The 20,498-nt window shown below is 47.3% G+C and carries 17 protein-coding genes and 1 other RNA gene; 5 read left to right on the top strand and 13 right to left on the bottom strand.

Going from position 1 to position 20,498, the window contains the following annotated elements; translation table 11 throughout:
• The 4 genes from C7460_RS15170 to C7460_RS15155 form a co-directional block, all read right to left on the bottom strand.
• A partial coding sequence (locus tag C7460_RS15170) for a beta strand repeat-containing protein (protein ID WP_115868964.1) occupies positions 1-4,637 on the bottom strand: 4,637 nt, incomplete at its 3' end.
• Positions 4,638-5,293: 656 nt separating this feature from the next.
• Positions 5,294-6,775, bottom strand: coding sequence for a ketol-acid reductoisomerase (gene ilvC, locus C7460_RS15165; protein WP_115868963.1), 1,482 nt, complete (start codon positions 6,773-6,775; stop codon positions 5,294-5,296).
• A gap of 86 nt (positions 6,776-6,861) precedes the next feature.
• Positions 6,862-7,746 carry a helix-turn-helix transcriptional regulator gene (locus C7460_RS15160; RefSeq protein WP_115868962.1) on the bottom strand — a complete coding sequence of 295 codons (885 nt, stop codon included), beginning with the start codon at positions 7,744-7,746 and terminating at the stop codon, positions 6,862-6,864.
• 496 nt (positions 7,747-8,242) lie between these two features.
• Positions 8,243-9,463: an ATP-binding cassette domain-containing protein gene (locus C7460_RS15155; protein ID WP_115868961.1), complete on the bottom strand. Its 1,221-nt coding sequence runs from the start codon at positions 9,461-9,463 to the stop codon at positions 8,243-8,245.
• Between the two features lie 107 nt (positions 9,464-9,570).
• Here C7460_RS15155 and C7460_RS24085 point away from each other — a divergent pair, with 107 nt between their 5' ends.
• The 3 genes from C7460_RS24085 (at position 9,571) to C7460_RS15140 (ending at position 10,972) form a co-directional block, all read left to right on the top strand.
• Positions 9,571-9,810, top strand: coding sequence for a hypothetical protein (locus tag C7460_RS24085; protein ID WP_115868960.1), 240 nt, complete (start codon positions 9,571-9,573; stop codon positions 9,808-9,810).
• 116 nt (positions 9,811-9,926) lie between these two features.
• Complete coding sequence (locus C7460_RS15145) at positions 9,927-10,385, top strand: mobile mystery protein A (RefSeq protein WP_115868959.1); 459 nt, start codon at positions 9,927-9,929, stop codon at positions 10,383-10,385.
• The gene (locus C7460_RS15140) at positions 10,376-10,972 is read left to right on the top strand and encodes a mobile mystery protein B (RefSeq protein WP_115868958.1); all 597 of its coding nucleotides are present in this window, start codon (positions 10,376-10,378) and stop codon (positions 10,970-10,972) included. Before C7460_RS15145 ends, C7460_RS15140 begins: the two co-directional genes overlap by 10 nt.
• 305 nt (positions 10,973-11,277) lie before the next feature.
• Here C7460_RS15140 and ssrA read toward each other — a convergent pair.
• The 4 genes from ssrA to C7460_RS15115 all read right to left on the bottom strand — a co-directional run bounded on the left by ssrA (position 11,278) and on the right by C7460_RS15115 (position 14,708).
• Positions 11,278-11,675, bottom strand: a transfer-messenger RNA (tmRNA) gene (ssrA, locus tag C7460_RS15130).
• 188 nt (positions 11,676-11,863) lie between these two features.
• Complete coding sequence (locus C7460_RS15125) at positions 11,864-12,853, bottom strand: mechanosensitive ion channel family protein (RefSeq protein WP_115868957.1); 990 nt, start codon at positions 12,851-12,853, stop codon at positions 11,864-11,866.
• A gap of 73 nt (positions 12,854-12,926) precedes the next feature.
• Positions 12,927-14,063 carry a THUMP domain-containing class I SAM-dependent RNA methyltransferase gene (locus C7460_RS15120; protein ID WP_147302971.1) on the bottom strand — a complete coding sequence of 379 codons (1,137 nt, stop codon included), beginning with the start codon at positions 14,061-14,063 and terminating at the stop codon, positions 12,927-12,929.
• Positions 14,064-14,075: 12 nt separating this feature from the next.
• Positions 14,076-14,708 (bottom strand): DUF1684 domain-containing protein, encoded by a 633-nt coding sequence (locus C7460_RS15115; RefSeq protein WP_245986384.1) that lies wholly within the window; start codon positions 14,706-14,708, stop codon positions 14,076-14,078.
• 41 nt (positions 14,709-14,749) lie between these two features.
• Between C7460_RS15115 and C7460_RS15110 the strand changes: the two genes are divergently transcribed.
• Entirely contained in the window at positions 14,750-15,937 is a 1,188-nt protein-coding gene (locus tag C7460_RS15110) for a thioredoxin family protein (protein ID WP_115868954.1), read from the top strand.
• 56 nt (positions 15,938-15,993) lie between these two features.
• Positions 15,994-16,611, top strand: a complete 618-nt coding sequence (locus C7460_RS15105; protein WP_115868953.1) for a flavodoxin family protein — start codon at positions 15,994-15,996, stop codon at positions 16,609-16,611.
• Here the strand turns inward: C7460_RS15105 and C7460_RS15100 are convergent.
• The 5 genes from C7460_RS15100 to cysM all read right to left on the bottom strand — a co-directional run bounded on the left by C7460_RS15100 (position 16,608) and on the right by cysM (position 20,484).
• On the bottom strand, positions 16,608-17,153 hold the full coding sequence (locus tag C7460_RS15100) for a GNAT family N-acetyltransferase (RefSeq protein ID WP_115868952.1): 546 nt from the start codon (positions 17,151-17,153) through the stop codon (positions 16,608-16,610). The genes C7460_RS15105 and C7460_RS15100 overlap by 4 nt on opposite strands.
• On the bottom strand, positions 17,119-17,949 hold the full coding sequence (locus C7460_RS15095) for an RluA family pseudouridine synthase (protein WP_115868951.1): 831 nt from the start codon (positions 17,947-17,949) through the stop codon (positions 17,119-17,121). Before C7460_RS15095 ends, C7460_RS15100 begins: the two co-directional genes overlap by 35 nt.
• Before the next feature lie 139 nt (positions 17,950-18,088).
• The gene (locus C7460_RS15090; protein WP_147302970.1) at positions 18,089-18,394 is read right to left on the bottom strand and encodes a hypothetical protein; all 306 of its coding nucleotides are present in this window, start codon (positions 18,392-18,394) and stop codon (positions 18,089-18,091) included.
• Positions 18,395-18,554: 160 nt separating this feature from the next.
• Positions 18,555-19,559, bottom strand: coding sequence for a pirin family protein (locus C7460_RS15085; protein WP_115868949.1), 1,005 nt, complete (start codon positions 19,557-19,559; stop codon positions 18,555-18,557).
• A 46-nt stretch (positions 19,560-19,605) separates the two neighbouring features.
• Positions 19,606-20,484, bottom strand: a complete 879-nt coding sequence (gene cysM, locus C7460_RS15080; protein ID WP_115868948.1) for a cysteine synthase CysM — start codon at positions 20,482-20,484, stop codon at positions 19,606-19,608.
• Positions 20,485-20,498 lie beyond the last annotated feature (14 nt).

Genomic DNA, 20,498 nt, shown 5'->3' with positions numbered 1-20,498 from the left:
GCGAGTACGCCCGTTCCAACAGCTACAGTGTTCGTAGAACCTTCATCAAAGGTGTACGCATCTGCCACGGCTACTGGAGCGTCGTTTTGAGGAGTGATGGTTAATGTCACTGTTACAGTGTTTCCATCTTCTGTTCCATCATTGACTTTATAAGTAAAACTGTCGCTAGTGGTTTCGCTACCATCATGCGTATAATCAAAACTTCCGTCAGCGTTCAATGTCAGCGTTCCGTTTGAAACATCGCTCACCAGGATTGCAGTGATGGCGTCACCATCGGCATCTGAGTCATTGGCGAGTACGCCAGTTCCAACAGCTACAGTGTTCGATGATCCTTCATCGAAGGTGTATGCATCAGCAACGGCTAAGGGAGCGTCGTTTTGAGGCGTTATTGTGAACGATACAGTGACCGTATCACCATTTACAGTACCGTCATTGACGGTGTAAGTAAAGCTATCGCTGGTAGTCTCAGATCCGTCGTGAGTGTAAGAGAAGCTACCGTCGTTGTTGAGAGTTAAAGTTCCATTAGATACGTCATCTACTAACACAGCTGTGATTGGATTACCGTCCGCATCTGAGTCGTTGGCGAGTACACCTGAAGCTGCTACGATCGTGTTAGAGGCTCCTTCATCGAATGTGTATGCATCTGCAACGGCTACTGGAGCATCATTTACAGGGTCGATGGTTAGTGTCACTGTTACAGTGTTTCCATCTACCGTACCATCATTGACTTTATAAGTAAAGCTGTCGCTAGTGGTTTCGCTACCATCATGCGTATAATCAAAACTTCCGTCAGCGTTCAATGTCAATGTTCCATTGGACACGTCAGAAACCAGGATCGCTGTGATGGCATCACCATCAGCATCTGAGTCATTGGCGAGTACACCAGTTCCCACAGCTACAGTGTTCGTAGATCCTTCATCGAAAGTATATGCGTCTGCAACGGCTACTGGAGCGTCGTTTTGAGGAGTGATGGCAATGGCCGCAGTAGCTGTATCGCTATCCAGTGCTCCGTCATTTACTTTATACCTGAATTGATCGGAGGTGGTTTCAGAACCATTGTGCACGTATAAAAAACTACCGTCAGGATTTAATGTGAGTGTTCCTTCGGATGGAGTTTCAATAAGAATGATCGTTAATGTGCTGTCTTCAGCATCTGAGTCATTGACCAATACGCCTGATACGGCAGCTACATTGTTGGAGCTTCCTTCATCAAACGTATAGGCATCATCTAATGCAATTGGTGCATCATTTACCGGTAGGATAGAAATGGTAACTGTAGTAGTATCGGCTGCTCCTAATCCATCGGTGAGCCTATAAGAAAACGTATCAGAAGTGGTTTCCGAGCCGTCGTGTATGTATTCGAATGTCCCGTTCGGGTTAAGTGTAAAAGTACCGCTGTGGTGTGACGGGTCATTGATTTTGTTAGCAGTAAGTCCTGAGTTTGCTATGTCAGAATCATTAACCAACACTCCGAAATAAGCTGGATTTCCTCCTGACCCGTCAGCATCAGTAACGTTAAGTGTATCGCCTTCATTTACCGTGTAGGAGTCTGGAGTAGCCTGTGGTTTGTCGTTTAAAATATTGAGCGTCACACCCAGGAATGTGGTGTCACCGAGCTGATCGATGATGCGAACCGTAACTGTGCTGGTGCCTACGTTAAGGTCTCCTTCTGCCGAAACGGTAATTACCCCCGTTACAGCATCAATGCTTACACCATTTGGCAAGGTGCCAGACTGTACGGAAGCACACACAATTGGACCATCTGCGTCAGACGGAATCGCCAATGTGTCACTATCGCTCAATTGGTCGATCGTTTGATCTATGACGGTATAAGTGGCGTCTTCGTAACATTTGAGTTCAATGGGACCTACAGTTGCAGAAATACATCCGCCGATAGAAACTTTAATGTCTTCATAAACTTCCACGCCCAGTCCTGCTATGGAAAGTTTTCCAGACCCATCTGATGTAATGCTAACAGGGGGTTGTACACCACCACTGGTTGTGTAGATTACATCATAGGCTGTACTGGCCAAAAGACCTGTTAATTCAATAATTCCATCTGAAGCACCACATGTGGTAGGGTTTACTGTAGTTCCTAAGTTGAGCACGGGAGTTCCTACATCCACAAGGCTTACAATGCCTGGAAGCGGGTCGGAAGTACATCCACCTGTGGATACAGTAATATCCTGATAGCTGTCCGCACCTAGACCGGTGATAGTTAATACTCCGAGGGCATCTGTTACAAAACTTCCGGTTTGGGGGCCGGCACTGGTGACATAATTCACCGTGTAGGTTGTGCTGGCTAAAAGTCCACCTAATGTGATAGAACCGTCTGGTGTACCACATGCCGAAGGATTTACTGATGCACCCAAAGTAATGTTTGGAAGGCCAACATCTGTAAGTGATACTACATCGAGTAAAGTATTGGACGAACAACCTCCATTGTCCACACTGATATCGCTGTAGTTGCCAGCTTCCAACCCGGGAATGATCAGGTTGCCGAGCCCGTCAGTACTCAGACTCACGGTGGTTGCTCCAGCGTCAGAAACGTATGAAACATCATAAGTGGTAGACCCAAGAAGTCCCGCAAGAGCAATAGAGCCATCTGCTGCACCGCAGCTCGTAGGATTTACAGTAGTGCCTAATGAAATGTTGAGTAAGCTACCTAGGCTAATGTCTGCCAAAGGCTCAGAGGTGCAACCACCTGTAGTTACAGTAAGGTCTGAGTAAGTGTCAGCACTTAGACCCGTAATGGTTAGGGTGCCCAGTAATCCACTATTCACACCGAGTATGCTTTGTACACCATTGCTATCCCTGTAGGAGATGTCATAGGTTTCATTTATTTGAAGACCCAAAAGACTGATACTCCCATCACCAGCTCCACAAGCAGTTTCAGGAGTGACTACTCCTAATGTAAGGGCTGGTGCTTTGGTGAGGTCTACAGGACAAACGATCGTATTGGATTCACAACCATTTAGTGAAACCTGAATGTCTGAGTAATTATCTCCTAATAAGTTGGAAATCGTGATAACGCCACTAGCTGACATGATGGATTCCGTTTGAACACCCAAAGAATTAACATAAGTAATGTCATACAGGTAATCCGTAACAGGAAGTCCCAATAGGGTAATGCTTCCATCTGTGGTGGCACAGGTACTTGGCAATGAAGGAACACCCAAAGAAATCTCCGGGAGATCTATTTCATCCAACCCGATAATGTCGGTAAGAACATTTGACTGACAATTGCCCTGGCTTACGTAAAGGTCTGTGTAGTTACCAGCACCGAGTCCTGTGACTTCCAGGATACCACTGGCATCAGCAGTAGCAGATACAGTAGGCTGAAGTACGCCATCCACACTAAAGTGTACATCATAAGTATCAAAAGGTACCAGGTTGTCTACAGTGATGGAGCCATCCACTGCCAGGCAGTTGAGCGGCCCATCAGCAGAAAGTAGGCTAATGTTTGGGGTAGTGGCCGAAAGACTAATGTCGCCGAGTGTTCTGGATTGGCATCCTCCACCAACTACTCTTAAGTTTTTGTATACGCCTTCACCAAGCGTGGGCAAGGTAATGGTAGTGCCAGCGAGTGGTGTACTGAGCGTAGTGGTAAGCGTATTTCCATCAATATCCTCATAGAGTACGTCATAGGTGGTATTGAGCCCAAGACCAGTGAGCTGAATGCTTCCGTCTAATGCAGTACAGGTGGATGGAGGGGTGACCACACCTGTCGAAAATAGCGGTAAAATTGGGTCGAAAATGGTAATGCGATCTAACAACAAACCTGAGCTACATCCATTGCGAGTAACTTCAAAATCACTGTACACACCCGGTGCAAGTCCGGTGATGGTAATTGTTCCCAGTATGCTGCTAGTGATAGTAGTAGGTCCAACTGTGGTAGTGCCATCGAAGTAAGAAACCTCATAATCAAGTGTTTGCAATGGAGCACCGACAATGACAATCTCACCAGTGCCTCCACACAATAAAGGCTGCACCGGTACACCCAGTGATAAAGATGGTAAAATAGGGTCCAGTAGCTCAATCGAACAGATGGTATTGGACACACAACCGTTGAGGCTGGCATAGATTTCCTGAATTTCGCCTGCACCCAATCCCGATATGGTTACTTGACCAAGTGCGTCAGCCGTTACCGTCAGTGACTGAAATCCGCTTTCGTCTGTGTAGTACAGGTCATATTCTGTAAACGGCAAAAAACCGAGCAATTGCACGGTGCCATCTAGTACTCCACATACGGTAGGGTTGGAAAGCACACCCTGTGAAATGATTGGCGGTACCGTGACTGCTACTTCAGCAGATGGCAAACTAACCACCTCGCCAGAGGCTGTAGCAGTAGCTGAGAGCAATCCGGCTGAAACCGATAACCCATCGAGCGCCCATGTGCCGTCCGTGTTGACCGTGGCGGTGCCTAGTGAAACTTTTACATCCAGCTCAGAAACACGGATAAACACCTCGATCAGCGAGCCAGCTGGCTCAGTAGAGGTGCCTTCAATTTTCGTGAGAGCGGTGGTTTGACAAAAATCTGTCGTGATGACAGGTGTGTCTGATCTGGTGGCTGCGTTGGCCAGGGTGATGGTGGTCAAAAACAACACCAGGAAGAATTGGCGTAGCGAAATATTCATTTCTATTGTGTGGTTAAATTGTTTAAATCGAAGCTCGGTGCGTGGAGCTGCATAGCTATTAGAGTGCAATGCTTACCAGCTAGGTGGTGCAAGCTATTGATAGTGTTAAGTCCATGATGGCGATCATAATGCGCTCTTTTAATGTTGAATAAATCAACTCTCATGGTTGGGGATAAGAGAAATCTAACAGGTGACCTTAAGCGGTCGGTAGGGAAGGGAGACCGCTTGAGCAGTCGGGTTATTGGGGTTACCAACGATGCAAAAGTCCGCATCATATGCTTCTCAAATAAGGGTGATTTCCTGAAATTCAACATTTAGGTGTTTGTTACAAGGTCATTAGGTGAATCACCTATGGGCCTTCAAATGGGTGAATAGTGTGTTGAAATGTTTCATAGCTAATTGTGTTTTTGGGTTATGCTAAAGGATTCGGAAATTCCGAACCATAATGCAATGAAACATCCTTAGGCTGAGAAGAATAGAGAAAATCGTTAAGTGGTCGGTGCTATAAGTTGAAACCACCGTTTTGGAGGGTGGGAGAATTGTGGGTTCAGTCTGGAAGTGGCAGGAAGACGCTGCAAGCGGTACCATTGGGGGATAAAAAAAACGGCCTGAATTTGCATCCAGGCCGTTTTTCAATGTATGTGAAAGGAGGGTAATTATCCCAGAGCGATTTGCTTCATTGAAGTCATCGCTTTTCTGAGTCGTGCTCCTACGATTTCGATATCGTGTGTTCTCAGTTTTTCATTGATTTGGATCAGCGTTACGTTATCTACCTGACCGTCCACTGTTTCGTTGTAGTCTTTGCCTATTACGTCAGTGTCTACTTTGCTCATAAAGTCTGCAAGCAATGGCTTACAAGCATGGTCAAACAGGTAGCAGCCGTACTCAGCAGTATCCGATATTACGCGGTTCATTTCAAAAAGCTTCTTACGCGCGATGGTGTTGGCGATAAGTGGAGTTTCGTGCAGCGACTCGTAGTATGCAGATTCGCCTTTGATTCCTGCTTCGGTCATGGTTTCGTACGCCAGCTCTACACCAGCTCGTACCATGGCTACCATGAGGAGGCCTTTGTCATAAAACTCCTGCTCAGTGATCTCTACGTCTGCGATAGGCGTTTTCTCAAACTGTGTCTCACCGGTAAGTGCTCTCCAGTTGAGGAGGTTTTTGTCGTCCTCAGCCCAGTCTTTCATCATGGTAGATGAAAATTCGCCAGACATGATGTCATCCTGATGCTTTTGGAAAAGTGGACGCATGATGTCTTTGAGCTCTTCCGAAACCTCAAAACATTTGATTTTTGCTGGGTTAGACAGTCTGTCGAGCATACCTGAAACACCACCGTGTTTCAGTGACTCAGTGATTACTTCCCATCCGTACTGGATAAATTTGGCAGCCCATCCAGCGTCTACACCTTTTTCGATCATTTTGTCGAAGCAAAGGATAGAGCCTGTTTGCAGCAACCCGCAAAGAATAGTTTGCTCTCCCATAAGGTCAGACTTTACTTCTGCCACGAAAGAAGATTTGAGGCATCCGGCTCTGTGTCCACCAGTGGCTGCTGCGTATGCTTTGGCATATGCCCAGCCTTTACCTTCAGGATCGTTTTCTGGGTGTACGGCGATGAGCGTGGGCACGCCGAATCCACGCTGGTATTCGTGACGAACTTCTGATCCCGGAGATTTAGGTGCCACCATGATTACCGTGATGTCTTCACGGATTTGCATGCCTTCCTCCACTATGTTGAACCCATGGGAGTACGAAAGGGTAGCTCCTTTTTTCATCAGTGGCATTACTGCATTGATCACATTGGTGTGCTGCTTGTCTGGAGTCAGGTTGATCACCAGGTCAGCGGTAGGGATGAGCTCCTCGTAAGTTCCTACGGTGAAGCCAGCTTCTGTTGCATTTACATACGATGCTCTTTTTTCATCGATAGCTGCCTGACGTAGCGCGTAAGAGATGTCGAGCCCAGAGTCACGCATGTTGAGTCCCTGGTTGAGCCCTTGTGCTCCAGCACCTACAATGACGATTTTTTTGCCTTTAAGCGCTTCCACTCCGTCGTTGAATTCAGAATTGTCCATGAATTCGCAAACACCGAGTTGGTTGAGTTGCTCCCGCAGTGGGAGTGTGTTGAAATAATTGCCCATGTATCTGTTAGTTTAAAACGTGTCTTTTTTACCGATACAAAGGAGCAAAATCCCCGTGGGAAAATGGTGGTGATAATGTGGGTAGTTTAGGTACTTTTCAATGATTTGTCTCTGTACTCGTTTGGGGTGAGTCCTGTTTGTTTTTTGAAAAATTTACTAAAATAGGACGTATCGGAGAAGTTGAGGTGCTGAGAAATCTCTGTGGCTGTGAGGTCAGAATGTTTTAGAAGTCGCTTTATTTCAAGTATTTGCTTGTCTATGATGAGCTGTTTGGAGGTTTTGCCAGTAAGGTCACGTACGATGTGCGTGAGGTGGTTTTCACTCACATGTAGCAGCTCTGCATATTCTTTGATGCTGAGGTTTTGGTGGTATTTTTCCTCGATGAGCTTCCGCAGGCGTTTTACCATCATGTGCCCTTTTCCTTTTTCAATAGCACGGATGTCGTGCGGGTAAAGTCGCTCGCATGTGTTGAGGATCAGGTCGAGCAATGAGTTTGCAAATTCACCGATTTCGGGCTCCTGCATCAATGCTGCTCCTTTGCGAAAAAGGGCAGTCAGAAAGGCTACATCGCTGGTGTCTGTGAGAGCCAGAGGAGGGTTTTCCTGATTTAGATTAAAAAAGAAAGGGTACTCCAGGAGTTTGTTTTTGTTGCTGCGATCGAGTAGGTAAAACTCAGCGGTAAACAAGAATATATACCCGGCTATGTCATTCGAGAGCTCCAGCTTGTGGGTTTGCCCCGGGCTGAGGAAGAAGACACACGGTGGCTTGATTTCGTATTCGTTGCTATCGATCACATGGATGCCTGAGCCATGGGTGAGAAAAAGCACCTCGAAAAAATCATGACGATGCGGGTAGAGTACCTCAAAGTGGCGGTTGGCGTCAAACACCTCTATCTGAAAGGGAAGTGCAGAACCGGGTACGGGCTTAAACTTATCCAGGCTATATATGGGGATACCTTTCTGTTCGGGCATGGGTAAAATTAGGAAATATCCTGCAATGAGGTGAAGAAGGTGCAGCTCTTAACCGAACGGAGCTACCTTTCGTGTGAACGCCCGTCTTCCGGCGAGGCAGGCAGCTACCTTCCGCCCCAACGCGACTATCTTCCCTGTGAACGCAGGAACCTTCCGCCTCAACGCGAGTATCGTCCGCATGAACGCAACTATTGTCCGCTTCAACGCAACTATCCACCATATGAACGCGACTTATCCCCGTCCTAACGCAACTACCTTCCGCCTCAACGCAGCCACCTTCCGCCTCAACGCGACGATCGTCCGCATGAACGCAACTATTGTCCGCATCAGCGCAACTTTCCACCCTATGAACGCAACTCTCATCCGCACGAACGCAGAAGCCCACCGCTTCAACGCCCGCCTGCCGGCGAGGCAGGCAACTCTCATCCGCATGAACCTAGAAGCCCTCCGCCTTAACCTGGCTATTCACCAGCGGCAAATGCAGTTAGCGTACAGGTTAGAGTATTTTACCTGCAGACCCCTCAGGGGTGGGGATGAGTTCGAAAACGTGCTCGGGTTGCAGGCCGGGTTCATCCTGATGTGAAACGTATAAGATGGCTGTATTACTTTCATTAGCAATCTTATTGATCAGCTCGGTGATGAGTGCTGTATTTTCGTCATCCAGATCAGAGGTGGGTTCATCCAATATGAGTAGTGGAGGGTGTTTTACCATGGCGCGTACGATCAACACCAGCCGGCGCCAGCCAACAGGGAGGCTTACAAATGGTTTCTCGCGTTGTTTTTCCAGGCCTATGAGCTCCAGCCATTCTTTGGTGCGTCTGAGCTGCAGTTCGGATGGACGCTGGTAGAGGCCTACCGAATCAAAGTAGCCTGAAATGACCATGTACTCAATGCTCTGGTGTCTCCAGAAATCGTGCGTCATGGTGGAGGTGTAGTAACCGATATTCTTTTTGATGTCCCATACCGACTCGCCGCTGCCTTTTTTATACCCAAACAGCGTAAGATCTTGTCCATAACCCTTGTGATTATCCCCAGTGATCATGGTGAGTAAGGTGGTTTTTCCCGCGCCATTAGGGCCTTTGAGTTGCCAAAATGCTCCCGGAGCTATCTGCCAGGTGATGTCTTGTAGTATCGGTCGCTCACTATAGCTGACACTGACCTGGCGTAGGTCTATCAGTGGGTTGGCACTGGTAGGAGGCTCGCTGATGGGAGCTGGCAGGTCTTGCGCAAACCATCGTTTGGTCGGCTCATTACTTTCACCTGGGTAGGCTTTCAGTGTCTTGTTTTGGTAAATCAGGTGAGAGGAATCTAGTGCTAGAAAATCTCGTTTACGACTCACGATATTTACAATGGCCGTGTCCGTAGCCAGTTGCGAGATTTGCTCAATCAGTGCTGTCCTGCCTGCTACATCGAGACTGTCCAGGGGATTGTCCAGTATGAGGACATCAGGTTTTTGCTGGAGGATATGCCGGAGCAGGGCTTTTTTGCGTTCTCCGCTGGACATGGATTTTAGCGGCTGCCCCCGCTCGTTGGTGACCACATAGAGGTCATGCAGTTCTTCTTCACGGATGTACCTGGCTATGGCTGAGGCCGCATACAGTTCAGTCTTTTGGCCTGCGAGCTCAGGCAAGAGTTTGTTGTTGAGAATGTCTTTGATGAGCTGCTCTTTGCCAGCGCCATTTGGCACGAGGATGTTCCAGTGTGTCGGTTGATTCATAGCAGCGCAAAGATAGGGGAGGGAAGGAATTGGGACTATTGAAAATTGAATCTGAAGAACATACCCGCATGCTATAGAGCACCCTCAAGATCAAGCATTGCGAGGGAATGATCACCAAGCTTAAAGCCGGCTTCTCTTCAATTCAAGAAATGAGCCAGGAGGATGAAATCCGTTTTTTCAAACTGATCAAGCCTAAGTTTACCGCCGAGCTTCATTTTCAAATGGCCAACTTTCAATACTGCAAAGGCATGCCAAAAGGTACAATCAGGAAAAAGAAGAGGCACATCAATCAAAACATGGAAAAGGAACCTCATTTCATTTGGCATGTCGATGATAAGAGATCATAGCCATCCGGGGAGATATTTAAGGTATTTCGTCAGGTTATTCCCTTACTTTATATTTTATTTTGTCAGGTTATATACTTACTTTAGTGAGAAATTAGTCAGGCTATACCCTTACGATTATGAGCAAGCAAAGACTCTTGATTGATCAAATGAATGCCAAATTGAAACCATTTGAACCATTGGCCCAAGTAGTGCCTCCACCCACTGGATGGATCAAGGCGGTTCGTACGGCTCTGGGAATTTCATTGCAGCAGCTAGGCAATAAGCTTGCTATATCCAAACAAAGTGCTTCGGAGATTGAGCAACGGGAGAAAGACGGGAGTATTACGTTGAAGTCATTGCGGGAGGCAGCTAACGCTCTTGAAATGACTCTGGTCTATGGGTTTGTACCAAAAGACGGATCCCTTGATTCCCTGATAGAGAAGAAAGCCAAAGCCCTGGCCACTCGAATTGTGTCCAGAACCTCAAACACGATGAAACTGGAGGATCAGGAAAATTCTGCGGAAAGGATCAAAAAGGCCATTGACCAACGAACAGATGAGCTCAAACGAGAAATCCCGAAAATACTATGGGATTGAACCTGGAATACATCGATGGTCAAACACCGCTGGATGAGGAGGAGAAAGAAGGGCTAAAAATTCCGACGATCTCCACTCGCGAAGAATTGGATGAATTTGAGCAACACAATATTGAGGAATCACTTCAATGGTTGCTCACCAGGAAATTCAAACCTGAGCAGATTCTATCCGAAAAATTCATCAGGGATTTACATAAGCGCATGTTTGGGGAAGTCTGGAAATGGGCGGGCCAGTTTCGCTCCACTCAGAAAAACATTGGTGTAGATTATTGGCAGATCCCAACCCAGTTGAAAATGCTACTAGATGATGCAATGCTCTGGTATAGAGATTCCGTATTTGAACCCGATGAATTGGCGATCAGGTTTAAACATCGGATAGTAAGCATACACTGTTTCCCCAATGGCAATGGCCGACACAGCCGGTTGATGGCAGATGTCATTATTGAGAAAATTTACGGACAAGAAGTCTTCTCCTGGGGGGCAGGCGACCTCTCCTCAAACAGTCAGGCCAGAACCAATTATCTGAAGGCTGTGAAAGCAGCAGATCATAATGATTTTAATCTTTTATTTCAGTTTTCTAGAACTTAATGGATTTGATCAATAGTATTAAGTAATTTCAACGCTACCGAATATGTCAACAGACTTAGCTTTTTTACCAACGAGAAAAATTAATCCTTACTCGATAGGTTTAAACCTACCCTGAGTAACACAAGGTACTTTGATATTCTTGTTGGTTATTTCATGTATAGTGGTTTTTATCAGTTGTTTGAATCACTGGAAGATATTGAAAAGATCAGGATTTTGGTTGGTCTCAACGAATCACTTTGTTTCAGGATTGACCCAATCATTTAAAACACGAAAAGCCCACCTAAAAGGTGAGCTTTTTATGTTTTATGTGGAGTCGGAGGGATTCGAACCCTCGTCCAGCAAAGGAAATCATATACCCTCTACATGTTTAGTTGATCATTTGATCTCGCTAGCAAGCCGGAGAACAACACCCTACTTAACTAGCCAGCCACTGGAGTTTCGCATGAGCTTAGTAGCCTCACTCACACTAGTCCTGAAGGTCGACACCCCTGAGTCCGGATTACAGGACAGAATCCTGGAGGGATGTGGCAGGGGGAGGCTTTGGCCTCAACCCTGGTTAATCACAACATCTGAGTCGTGATTAGGCTGCCATGGCGTAAGATTCTTCGCCAAGTATAGTTCGAGCGAATTGATCACAGGTGTACACTCTCCACCTGACATGCAAGTATATCATTTACACTTCCTGTCGATTCCGGTCGACCCCAAGTGTGCCTCTCTGCCTGCTGCAAAAAGGTGTGCAAAGATAGTAACAACTTACCATCCCCAAATAATTCCACAAAATTTCTCTTTTTCAGGGGAGAACCACCCCTGCGCATCACCACCGATATCCGGGCTATTCGCTATATCCTGCTGCGCAGGGATGCCGCTGCTATCCCGTCCAGCTGGCCAGCGTTATTCCTTCGAGCCACTTGCGCCCTTAGGGGAGCCACTCGTAGTATTTAGCTGCATCTGGCTCAGTGTTTCACCACCTTTGATACCAAAGTCCAGCGTACGAATAGGGAATGGTATCGTGATGTCATTTTCATCAAAAGCCTTTTTGATAGCTTTTATAGCACGTGTTCGCATCGCTAAGAATCCAGGATGGTCGGGATAATCTACCCAAAATTTGATTTCGAAATTGATGGAGCTATCCCCGAATGCTGTGTAGGTAAATATCATATCATCGTGCCGGATAACTCCTTCCAGATTATGGATAGTCTCCAGTACCAGCTCTTCCACTTTTTCCAGATCATCGCCATAAGAGATGCCTACAGCAAGATCAATACGGTACTGCCCCAGAATCGAAAAGTTTTCGATAGGGCTTTGGAGTACATCCTTGTTTGGGATGTATACTTCCTGTCCCTGAAATGTTTTTACAACCGTCACCCGTAGGTTGGTGCGAGCCACCGTACCCATATAGTCACCTATTTTCACAATGTGACCAATGGTGAATGGCGTGCGAAACGCAAGTATTATTCCACTCACAAAATTTGCAGCAATGTCCTGAAAGGCAAAACCAAGTGCCAGTCCTACTACCCCTACACCGGCGAGCAAGGAGGTAACGGCTTTGTCTAGCTGTAAGACCTCCAGTATGATAAATAGGCCAGTACCCAGCACAATGTAATATACGATCGTCCCGAATAGGTTTTCCAGGGCTTTGTTTTGTGAAGATTTTTTAAAGAGCTTCAGAAAAACCTTCTGTACTGCTTTGGCAGAAATTAGGAAAAGTATAAAAAGCACTACGGCTACTGCCATGTTTGGTAGCATAGCTACTAGTGCATCCAGCCAGTTGTTAATTTTACTTGTGATGGTTTCCACTGGAGCTTCCATCTCTGCCTTTAGTTCTTTAGCTACATTCTTGGTAGCCTGAGCTAGTGAATCTGCAGTGCTTCCGTTATTCATTGTTTGTTGGTTTTATTTTTGTTTGACCCAAAAAACCAACACCAAAAACTATGGAATGTTTGCTGTAGGTGAGTTACTCTTTACTACCCCGGTAGAGCTCATATTTTTGAAACTTACATTCTAGTGCTCCATTGAAAAGCACGATCTTTTTAGAAGCACGCAGCTTCAAATGCTTGAAGGCCTGCATGTTGGAGCTCATCACCCAGGCATCATATCCTGTAAAATTGTTTTTGAGCACGTCACTGATCGTTTTGTAGAAATCATTGGTATTCGTTCGGCCAATGCGCTCCCCATACGGAGGGTTGGTGACTACCATGCCTCTACCGGCTACTTGTGGTTTGTGGTCCTCCAATGCTACGCGCCGGATGCTCACAGCATCTGTAAGCTTAAACTTCCTCAACGATTTGTTGGCCCGCAGCACGGTATCTCCATCTATATCTCCACCACTGATGTCCAGTTTCGCCTTGCGGATACCAGCACGTCCTTCAGCCAGCACCTTGTTCCAGAGCTCTGGATGGTAGTTGGTCCAGTTTTTAAATCCAAACTCACGTCTATTGAGGTTTGGAGGGATGTTTTGGCCCATCATGGCAGCTTCTATCAGGATGGTGCCTGTTCCACACATGGGGTCTACCAGCGGTATAGACTTGTTCCAGCCCGCAAGCTTTAGCAAGCCTGCCGCCAGTACCTCGTTCATAGGTGCCTCATGGCCAGGCTCGCGATAGCCCCGCCGATTGAGGGTATGGCCAGAGCTGTCTACAGAGATGGTAAACTGGTCTTTAAAGGCATGCAGGTCAAATTGCACGTCCGGGTTTTTGATATCTACAGATGGTCTGCGGCCCATTTTCTTACGAAACTGATCCACCATCGCATCTTTGGTTTTCAGTGCAGCGTATTTGCTGTGCTTAAAGTACTCAGAAAAAATCGTGTTGTCTATGGCAAAAGTTTGCTCCAGCTTGAGATACTTGGACCAGTCATGTTTCATTACCTCATCGTAGAGCTGCTGCTCATTGCGGGCCGTAAATTTATGTACAGGCACCAGTATTTTGAGTGCCGTGCGGAGATTGAGGTTTGCTCGGTAGAGAAACTCCAGATCACCCTCGCAGGAAACTGAGCGTTTGTGTGTACGAATGTTGCTGGCTCCGCCAAGTTGTTGGAGCTCTTCGGCTAGGATGTCCTCTAGCCCGTGCATGGTCTTAATGTGTATCTTCAATGGCCTCTTGCGTTACTTTTTCCAGGCTTTTACACCTGCTTTGATCTCCAAAGCTAAGTCATTCTCACGAGGAGGAATAGGACAGGAGTAATTGTCACTGTAAGCACAGTAGGGGTTGTAGGATTTATTGAAGTCCAGGATGATGGTGCCCGGAGTGTCTTGCATGCGTAGGTCCATGTAGCGGCCACCGCCATAGGATTCGTTTCCACTAGTCAGGTCCGTAAAAGGGGCGAAAAGGTAGTCAGCGTATTCTTCTGTGGTTTTGAGCTGGAGGTTTTGGTACAGGCTGAGTTGAAATGATTGGCCATCTATTTCAAAAGTAGCAATGCCGTATTTGACATAAATGGGTTTCGTGCCCGAAGTTGTAGGCATCATGAAAGGTTCCGCATCAGGAGTTAGCTCTAGTATTGCTTCTACACGGTATTTAGGGGCTATTGGAAAGTAATCCAATCCCTTGAATTTTTTCCGTGCTTTTTTGGGTAGTGGGCTTTCCTCAGGATCCTTATAAGAGTCGTTCAGTTCCTCTTGCCATTCCTTAATGGACTGTACATAGTCCTCGCTGTTGTCTGTTTGGGCAATGGTGACCTGGCAGGTGCTTATGATCAGGGTAATGAGGATATAATTTGTGAGCCTTCGAAGAGTCATGAATTCCATTTAGATTTAATCCAAAAATACGAAGACAAGATATGACGAAGCTATGGTTTTTCGCTGCAATGTGTGTTTTAGTCGGTTTTAAGACCCAGGCGCAGGATGAAGGTATCGTTTTTCGGGATATCTCATGGGATGAAGCCCTGCAGGCCGCTGCTGACGAAAGTAAGCCGATTTTTCTGGAAGGCTACGTGCATTGGAGCCAGCCATGTGCTGTTTTGGAGAAATATGTGTTCACCGATCAGGAGGTAGGAGCGTTTTTCAATGAAAATTTTGTGAACATCCGCCTCGACATGGATGATTTTCCAGGAGCGCAGCTTGGCGAACTGCATGGGGTAGATTCATATCCTACCCTTTTGTTTTTGGATGCAGAAGGAGAACTGATCCACAGAGGGTGTGGGGCAGTAGAAACCAACGAACTGATAGCGCTCGGGCGTCAGGCGCTTGGGGATAGCACTTTGCGGTGGTACCAGGAGCAATTTGCTGCTGGTGAGCGCTCCAATACATTTTTGGTCAACTTTTCGCTGCTTTTGGCCGATGCCTGTATGGAATCAACTTTTTTGGTGGATACTTTTTTTGCGGAAACGCCAAAAGAGCAATGGGTGGATGAAGTGGCGTGGAACATGATCAACTTAAATATCAGTGATGTCCACAGTGAGCAGTTTCAGTACTTGCTCACCCAGCAGCAGGCTTTTGCAGATCGCTATGGCAAGGACACCGTAGAGGCCAAAATCTACACGGTTTTGCTAGATCAGTTGATAGCCATCTATGAGGGGGAGGATCTTACTCTTTTTGCCACCCAGTCGCTAGAGAAGCTTATGCAGGAAGTAGACTTTGCCAGGCAAGATGAGTTGCTGTCACTGACCCAACTGAAAACTGCGGACCTCAAAGCCAACTGGAAAAAGTATGGTGCGAGTGCGGTGAAGGTGGTGGACGAGCAAGACGTCACTGATCCAGATCAGCTTAATGAATTTGGATGGAAGTTTTATTTGTTTGTGGAAGACCAGGCACATTTGGCGAAAGCCGCAGAGTGGATGAAGCAAGTGATCACCACCTACCCAAATGCGACCTATCTGGATACTTATGCTTCGCTCCAATACAAGCTGGGCAATAGCAAAGCAGCAGTGAAATACGGCAAGCAAGCGCTACAGGCCGCAGAGTTGGAGCTAGAGGACCTGATGCACTACCGCGAGCAGCTGGCTATGTTTGAGGCGGAGCTAGACTAGCTACTGGCCTAACATATTGGCAGTGCGCATGTTCTGTGTGTAAAAACAACAGAACGATGAAAGCTTTATTCCTGAATTGTACGTTAAAACCCAGCCCGGAGGAGTCCAACACCGCAGTGCTCAATCAAAAATGCAGAGACGTGCTGGAAGACCTGGGAGTGGAAACAGAAGAAATTCGTGTGGTAGACCATGAAATCCCGGCGCGCATGGAAGCAGATGCAGGGGCAGGTGATGAGTGGCCCGAAATATTCCAAAAAGTACTTGATGCCGAAATACTGGTAGTGAGCACCCCTATCTGGCTGGGTGAAAAGAGCTCACTGGCCACCAAGGTGATGGAGCGCCTCTATGCCAGCAGCGGAGAGACCAACGACAAAGGCCAGTGGATCTACTACAACAAAGTAGGAGGCACAGTGATCACCGGAAATGAAGATGGAGGCAAAGCTTCCGCCAGGTCTATTTTGTATGGGCTCCAGCACATTGGCTTTACGATTCCACCCAATGCGGATGTATACTGGGTAGGCGAAGGAGGCCCGGGGCCTTCCTACATAGAAGCTGGCCAAAGCAATGAATGGACCCAGCGCAACACCCGTATCATGGCGCATAATCTGTATCATTTTGCCCGCATGTTTGCTGAAAGGCCGATCCCAGCAGAAGGCAATACCATGGAAAGCTAGACCCTGAGACGATAGATGTAGTCGCGTTGCACTTCATCTCCCAGCTGAAAATCATGGAATCCGATACGCTCAAAGCCCAGTTTTTCATAAAAGGCAATGGCTTTAGGGTTGTGCTCCCAGACGCCCAGCCAGATGTATCGGAGGTGTTGCTGACGACAGATGGTGATTGCATGGTTGATCATTTGCCTGCCGATCCCACGTCCTTTGAGCGTGCCTGTCACATAGATGCGCTCGATTTCTAGTGAGTTGGGTTGATCGCTTTCGGTCTGTGCGGTGCCAGTATTGGTTTTGTAGTAGCCTATGATTTTTTCGTTTTGAAGGACGAGGTAGAATATGGACTCAGGGTGGTCAAATTCCTTTTGGAAATTTTGAGGGCCAAAGGCTTGCTCCAGGTAGATAGCCAGGTTTTCAGGGGTGTTTTGCGCTGCATACGTAGCTATAAAGTGTTCACGTGCAAACTGGCGCAATTGCTCAGCCTCTTCTGGCTGTGCGGCCCGAATAACTAGCTCATCGGCGATGACGTTTCCAGCGTTTGTCTTCATTTTTCATTCGGTTTTCAAATTTGGCAGGAAGTGCAATAGTCACTTCTAAATTGGCTCCGGTAATTGGGTGCTCAAAGGCGATGGCTGTGGCTGCCAGAAATAACCCTTTGTTTTGAATCGTATGCTCCGCATATTCCTGGTCTCCATAGATGGGAAAACCCGAAGCTGCACAGTGGATGCGCAGTTGGTGGGTTCTACCCGTTTTGGGCTGTAGCCGAAGGAGTGTCAGGTAGTCATTCATAGGAGATCGCACAGCGCTTACTTTCTGAAAGGTGCTCATGGCTTCTTTTCCAGCTATTGGCGTAGTGATAACACCCGAGGCGGGTGTTTCCCCCATGACCAGCGCGTGATAGGTTTTTTGTATGCTGCCTTTTTCAAACTGCTGCCCCAATAAAAATCGGGATTTAGCTGTTTTGGCCGCAATGACCAGCCCGGTAGTGGGACTGTCCAGCCGATGAACAGTCCGGGGTGAGAGCAGGGCACCGGCAATTTTCGGGAGCACATATTCATGTGCTAGAGCGGCTTCCAGGGTGCGATAATAATTGCCATTGGTGGGTAGCCCGGCAGGTTTGGAGACAACCACCAGATGATCGTCCTCGTAGACCTTTTCTATCTCTAAAGGGTAGGGGGTGAGTGAAATAGGCGGTTCAAAGAGGCTGATGACCATGCCCTCTTCCACATAGATGCCAGTGGTGGCTTGTTGCTCATTTACCCGTATTTGGCCGTTTTTGATGGCCTTTTTTACCGTATTTTTAGTGGGTAGCTCCTCAAAAATCCCAATAGCATAGTCGCTCAACCGGACAGGTTGGTGCAGCCTGGGGACCGTATGTTCTTTGATCTTCTCGATGACGCAAAGGTAAAACGGTAATCCTGCAAACCACCGATTGGGATAAGCTAAAGCATCAGGTCTTTACATCATCGAGGCTGATCTCGTATCAGCTGATGGTATCATACTCGCCGAGGAGTGTTTCTTCAGTGTAGAGTTCGCTATACTGGGCATTGAGCTGCTCGTATAGGCTCTGTTGCTCCTGCAAAAAGTCGTTGTAAGAGGCTTTGGAAATCCATTTGTCAATTCGAAGATAGCTGCCATCTCCAGCGTTTTTGATGAGCTCCAGGCCTAAAAAATCCTCACACTTTTCGAAAAAATGAAACCACTCACCATTGGGACTGTAAACGGCTTCAAACTGGTCCGTCTTGTCAGCAGCTGCCACATAGCTCCTGACGATATAATACATATTCATAGCTGTTAGGTTTATCCAGGGCCTGCTTAAAACCGCATTTCAACGAATAAAAAGGTGTCTAATACACCTGAAACTTCTTAAACAAGCCCTACCTAAAGCTAATCATATTTTTTTCGAACCTCAAGAGGCTAGCCGTGACCTCAGGGTTATCTGTTGGTAATTATTTGCGTTCTTCCCGTCCATCTGCGTGCCGGGCAAACCGTCCACTTTCTCGTGGATGTACATGATCGTCTGTGGGCCATGGCCATCCACCAAACTGTGTGCGCTGGTATTCCTGGTAAGCTTCCTGGATTTCCTGCTGGGTGTTCATCACAAACGGACCGTATTGAGCTACGGGCTCATTGATGGGTTTGCCTTGAAGGAGTAGCATTTTGGAGTCTTCGTCACCGTTTTCGATGATCGTTTCTCCAGATGTATCCAGCTTGGCCACATGCTGTAGGGGAAGATTTTCGCCCGCTACCTTAGCAGAGGATCCACCGTAGTAGTAGAGCGATCTGTTAGTGGCCTGGTCTGCTGTGGGTAGCGTCCAGGTAGCTCCTGCCTTCATGGAAATGATCCAAATGGCCACATCATTGGCTGGGTCTGCAGCCCATGAGTCGGGTGCTGGTGCCGGTGCAGTGGTATTCCCTATGCTTCCGGCTATCACTTTTACGCTTGTTTGTTGGTCTTCGGAGGTGTAGTGCGGGATGTCTTCAGACCACAGCATTTTAAAGTGTGGCTCCACAAACTTGCTCTTTTTAGGGAGGTTGAGCCAAATTTGAAACAGTACTAATGGGTTTTCTTCATCATCCTTGAGGAGCGGAAACATTTCCGAATGGTTGACGCCCTTGCCGGCGGTCATCCACTGTACATCACCATTGCCAAACCGACCGGCAGCACCTAGCGAGTCCGAGTGATCAATTAGCCCTTTTTCTCCAATAGTCACAGTTTCGAATCCTCTATGTGGATGCTGGGGAAAGCCCGGAACTGTGGTGCCGTGGTACATTCGCCAGCTATTGGAAGGATCAAAATCCTGTCCGAGGTTGCGACCTGCCAGTGAAGCATCTGGACCAAGTTTACCATTGCCTTTTGGATAGTCGTCCTTGTGATACACACAAAAAAGGAAGGGATCCTGTGTAGCCCAGGGAAAACCCAATGGTTCGATTGACTTGATGGAATTGTTCATGTAGTTATTTACGTGTAGCTACATGTAATTGTTTGGTGATTTGGAATTAATCGAACAAACCAGAGCTCAGATAGCGCTCACCAGTATCGCAAACGATGAAAACGATAATGCCTTCTTCTAGCTCTTGTGCCACTTTAAGAGCGGCCGTAAGTGCCCCTCCGCTGCTCATACCAGAGAGTATGGCTTCTTCCTTTGCCAGCCTTCGAGCCATGGTGCGGGCTTCATCTTCTGTGACATCTATGGTGCGGTCCACCCGTTCTTTTTCGAATATTTTAGGCAAAAACTCCGGTGACCAGCGGCGTATACCTGGGATGCTTGAGCCTTCGGTGGGCTGGGTGCCGACGATCTGTACGTTGGGATTTTGCTCCTTCAGGTATCGGGATACTCCCATGATAGTGCCAGTAGTGCCCATGGCCGATACAAAATGCGTTACTTTTCCTTCCGTATCTCGCCAGATTTCAGGTCCGGTGGTTTTGTAGTGCATGCCGTAGTTGTCGGCATTGGCAAACTGGTTGAGCATGAAGTAGCCTTCATTGGCAGCCATTTCCTCTGCCAGTTCTCGTGAGTACTCAATGGTTTTCTCCGCAGGCGTCAGGATCACTTTTGCGCCATAAGCTCTCATGGCTTGTATCCGCTCTTTGGTGCTGTTTTCGGGCATCAGTAAGGTCATGTGCAGTCCGGCAGACTGAGCGATCATGGCCAGGGCTATGCCGGTGTTGCCACTAGTAGCTTCCACGAGCTTGTCGCCTTTTTTGATATCACCACGGCGGAGTGCTTCGGAGATCATGCCATAGGCCGCCCGGTCTTTCACACTACCACCCGGGTTTTGACCTTCCAGCTTTCCAAAGATTTTTACGTTTGGGTTTTGGTAAATACTGGTAATCTCCACCAGCGGGGTGTTGCCAATAAGCTCTAATAATTGCATGCTGTATGTTTTTG

The sequence above is a fragment of the Marinoscillum furvescens DSM 4134 genome (genome assembly GCF_003386095.1).
In the GTDB taxonomy this organism is placed as follows: domain Bacteria; phylum Bacteroidota; class Bacteroidia; order Cytophagales; family Cyclobacteriaceae; genus Marinoscillum; species Marinoscillum furvescens.
This window is presented reverse-complemented; position numbering and strand designations above follow the sequence as displayed.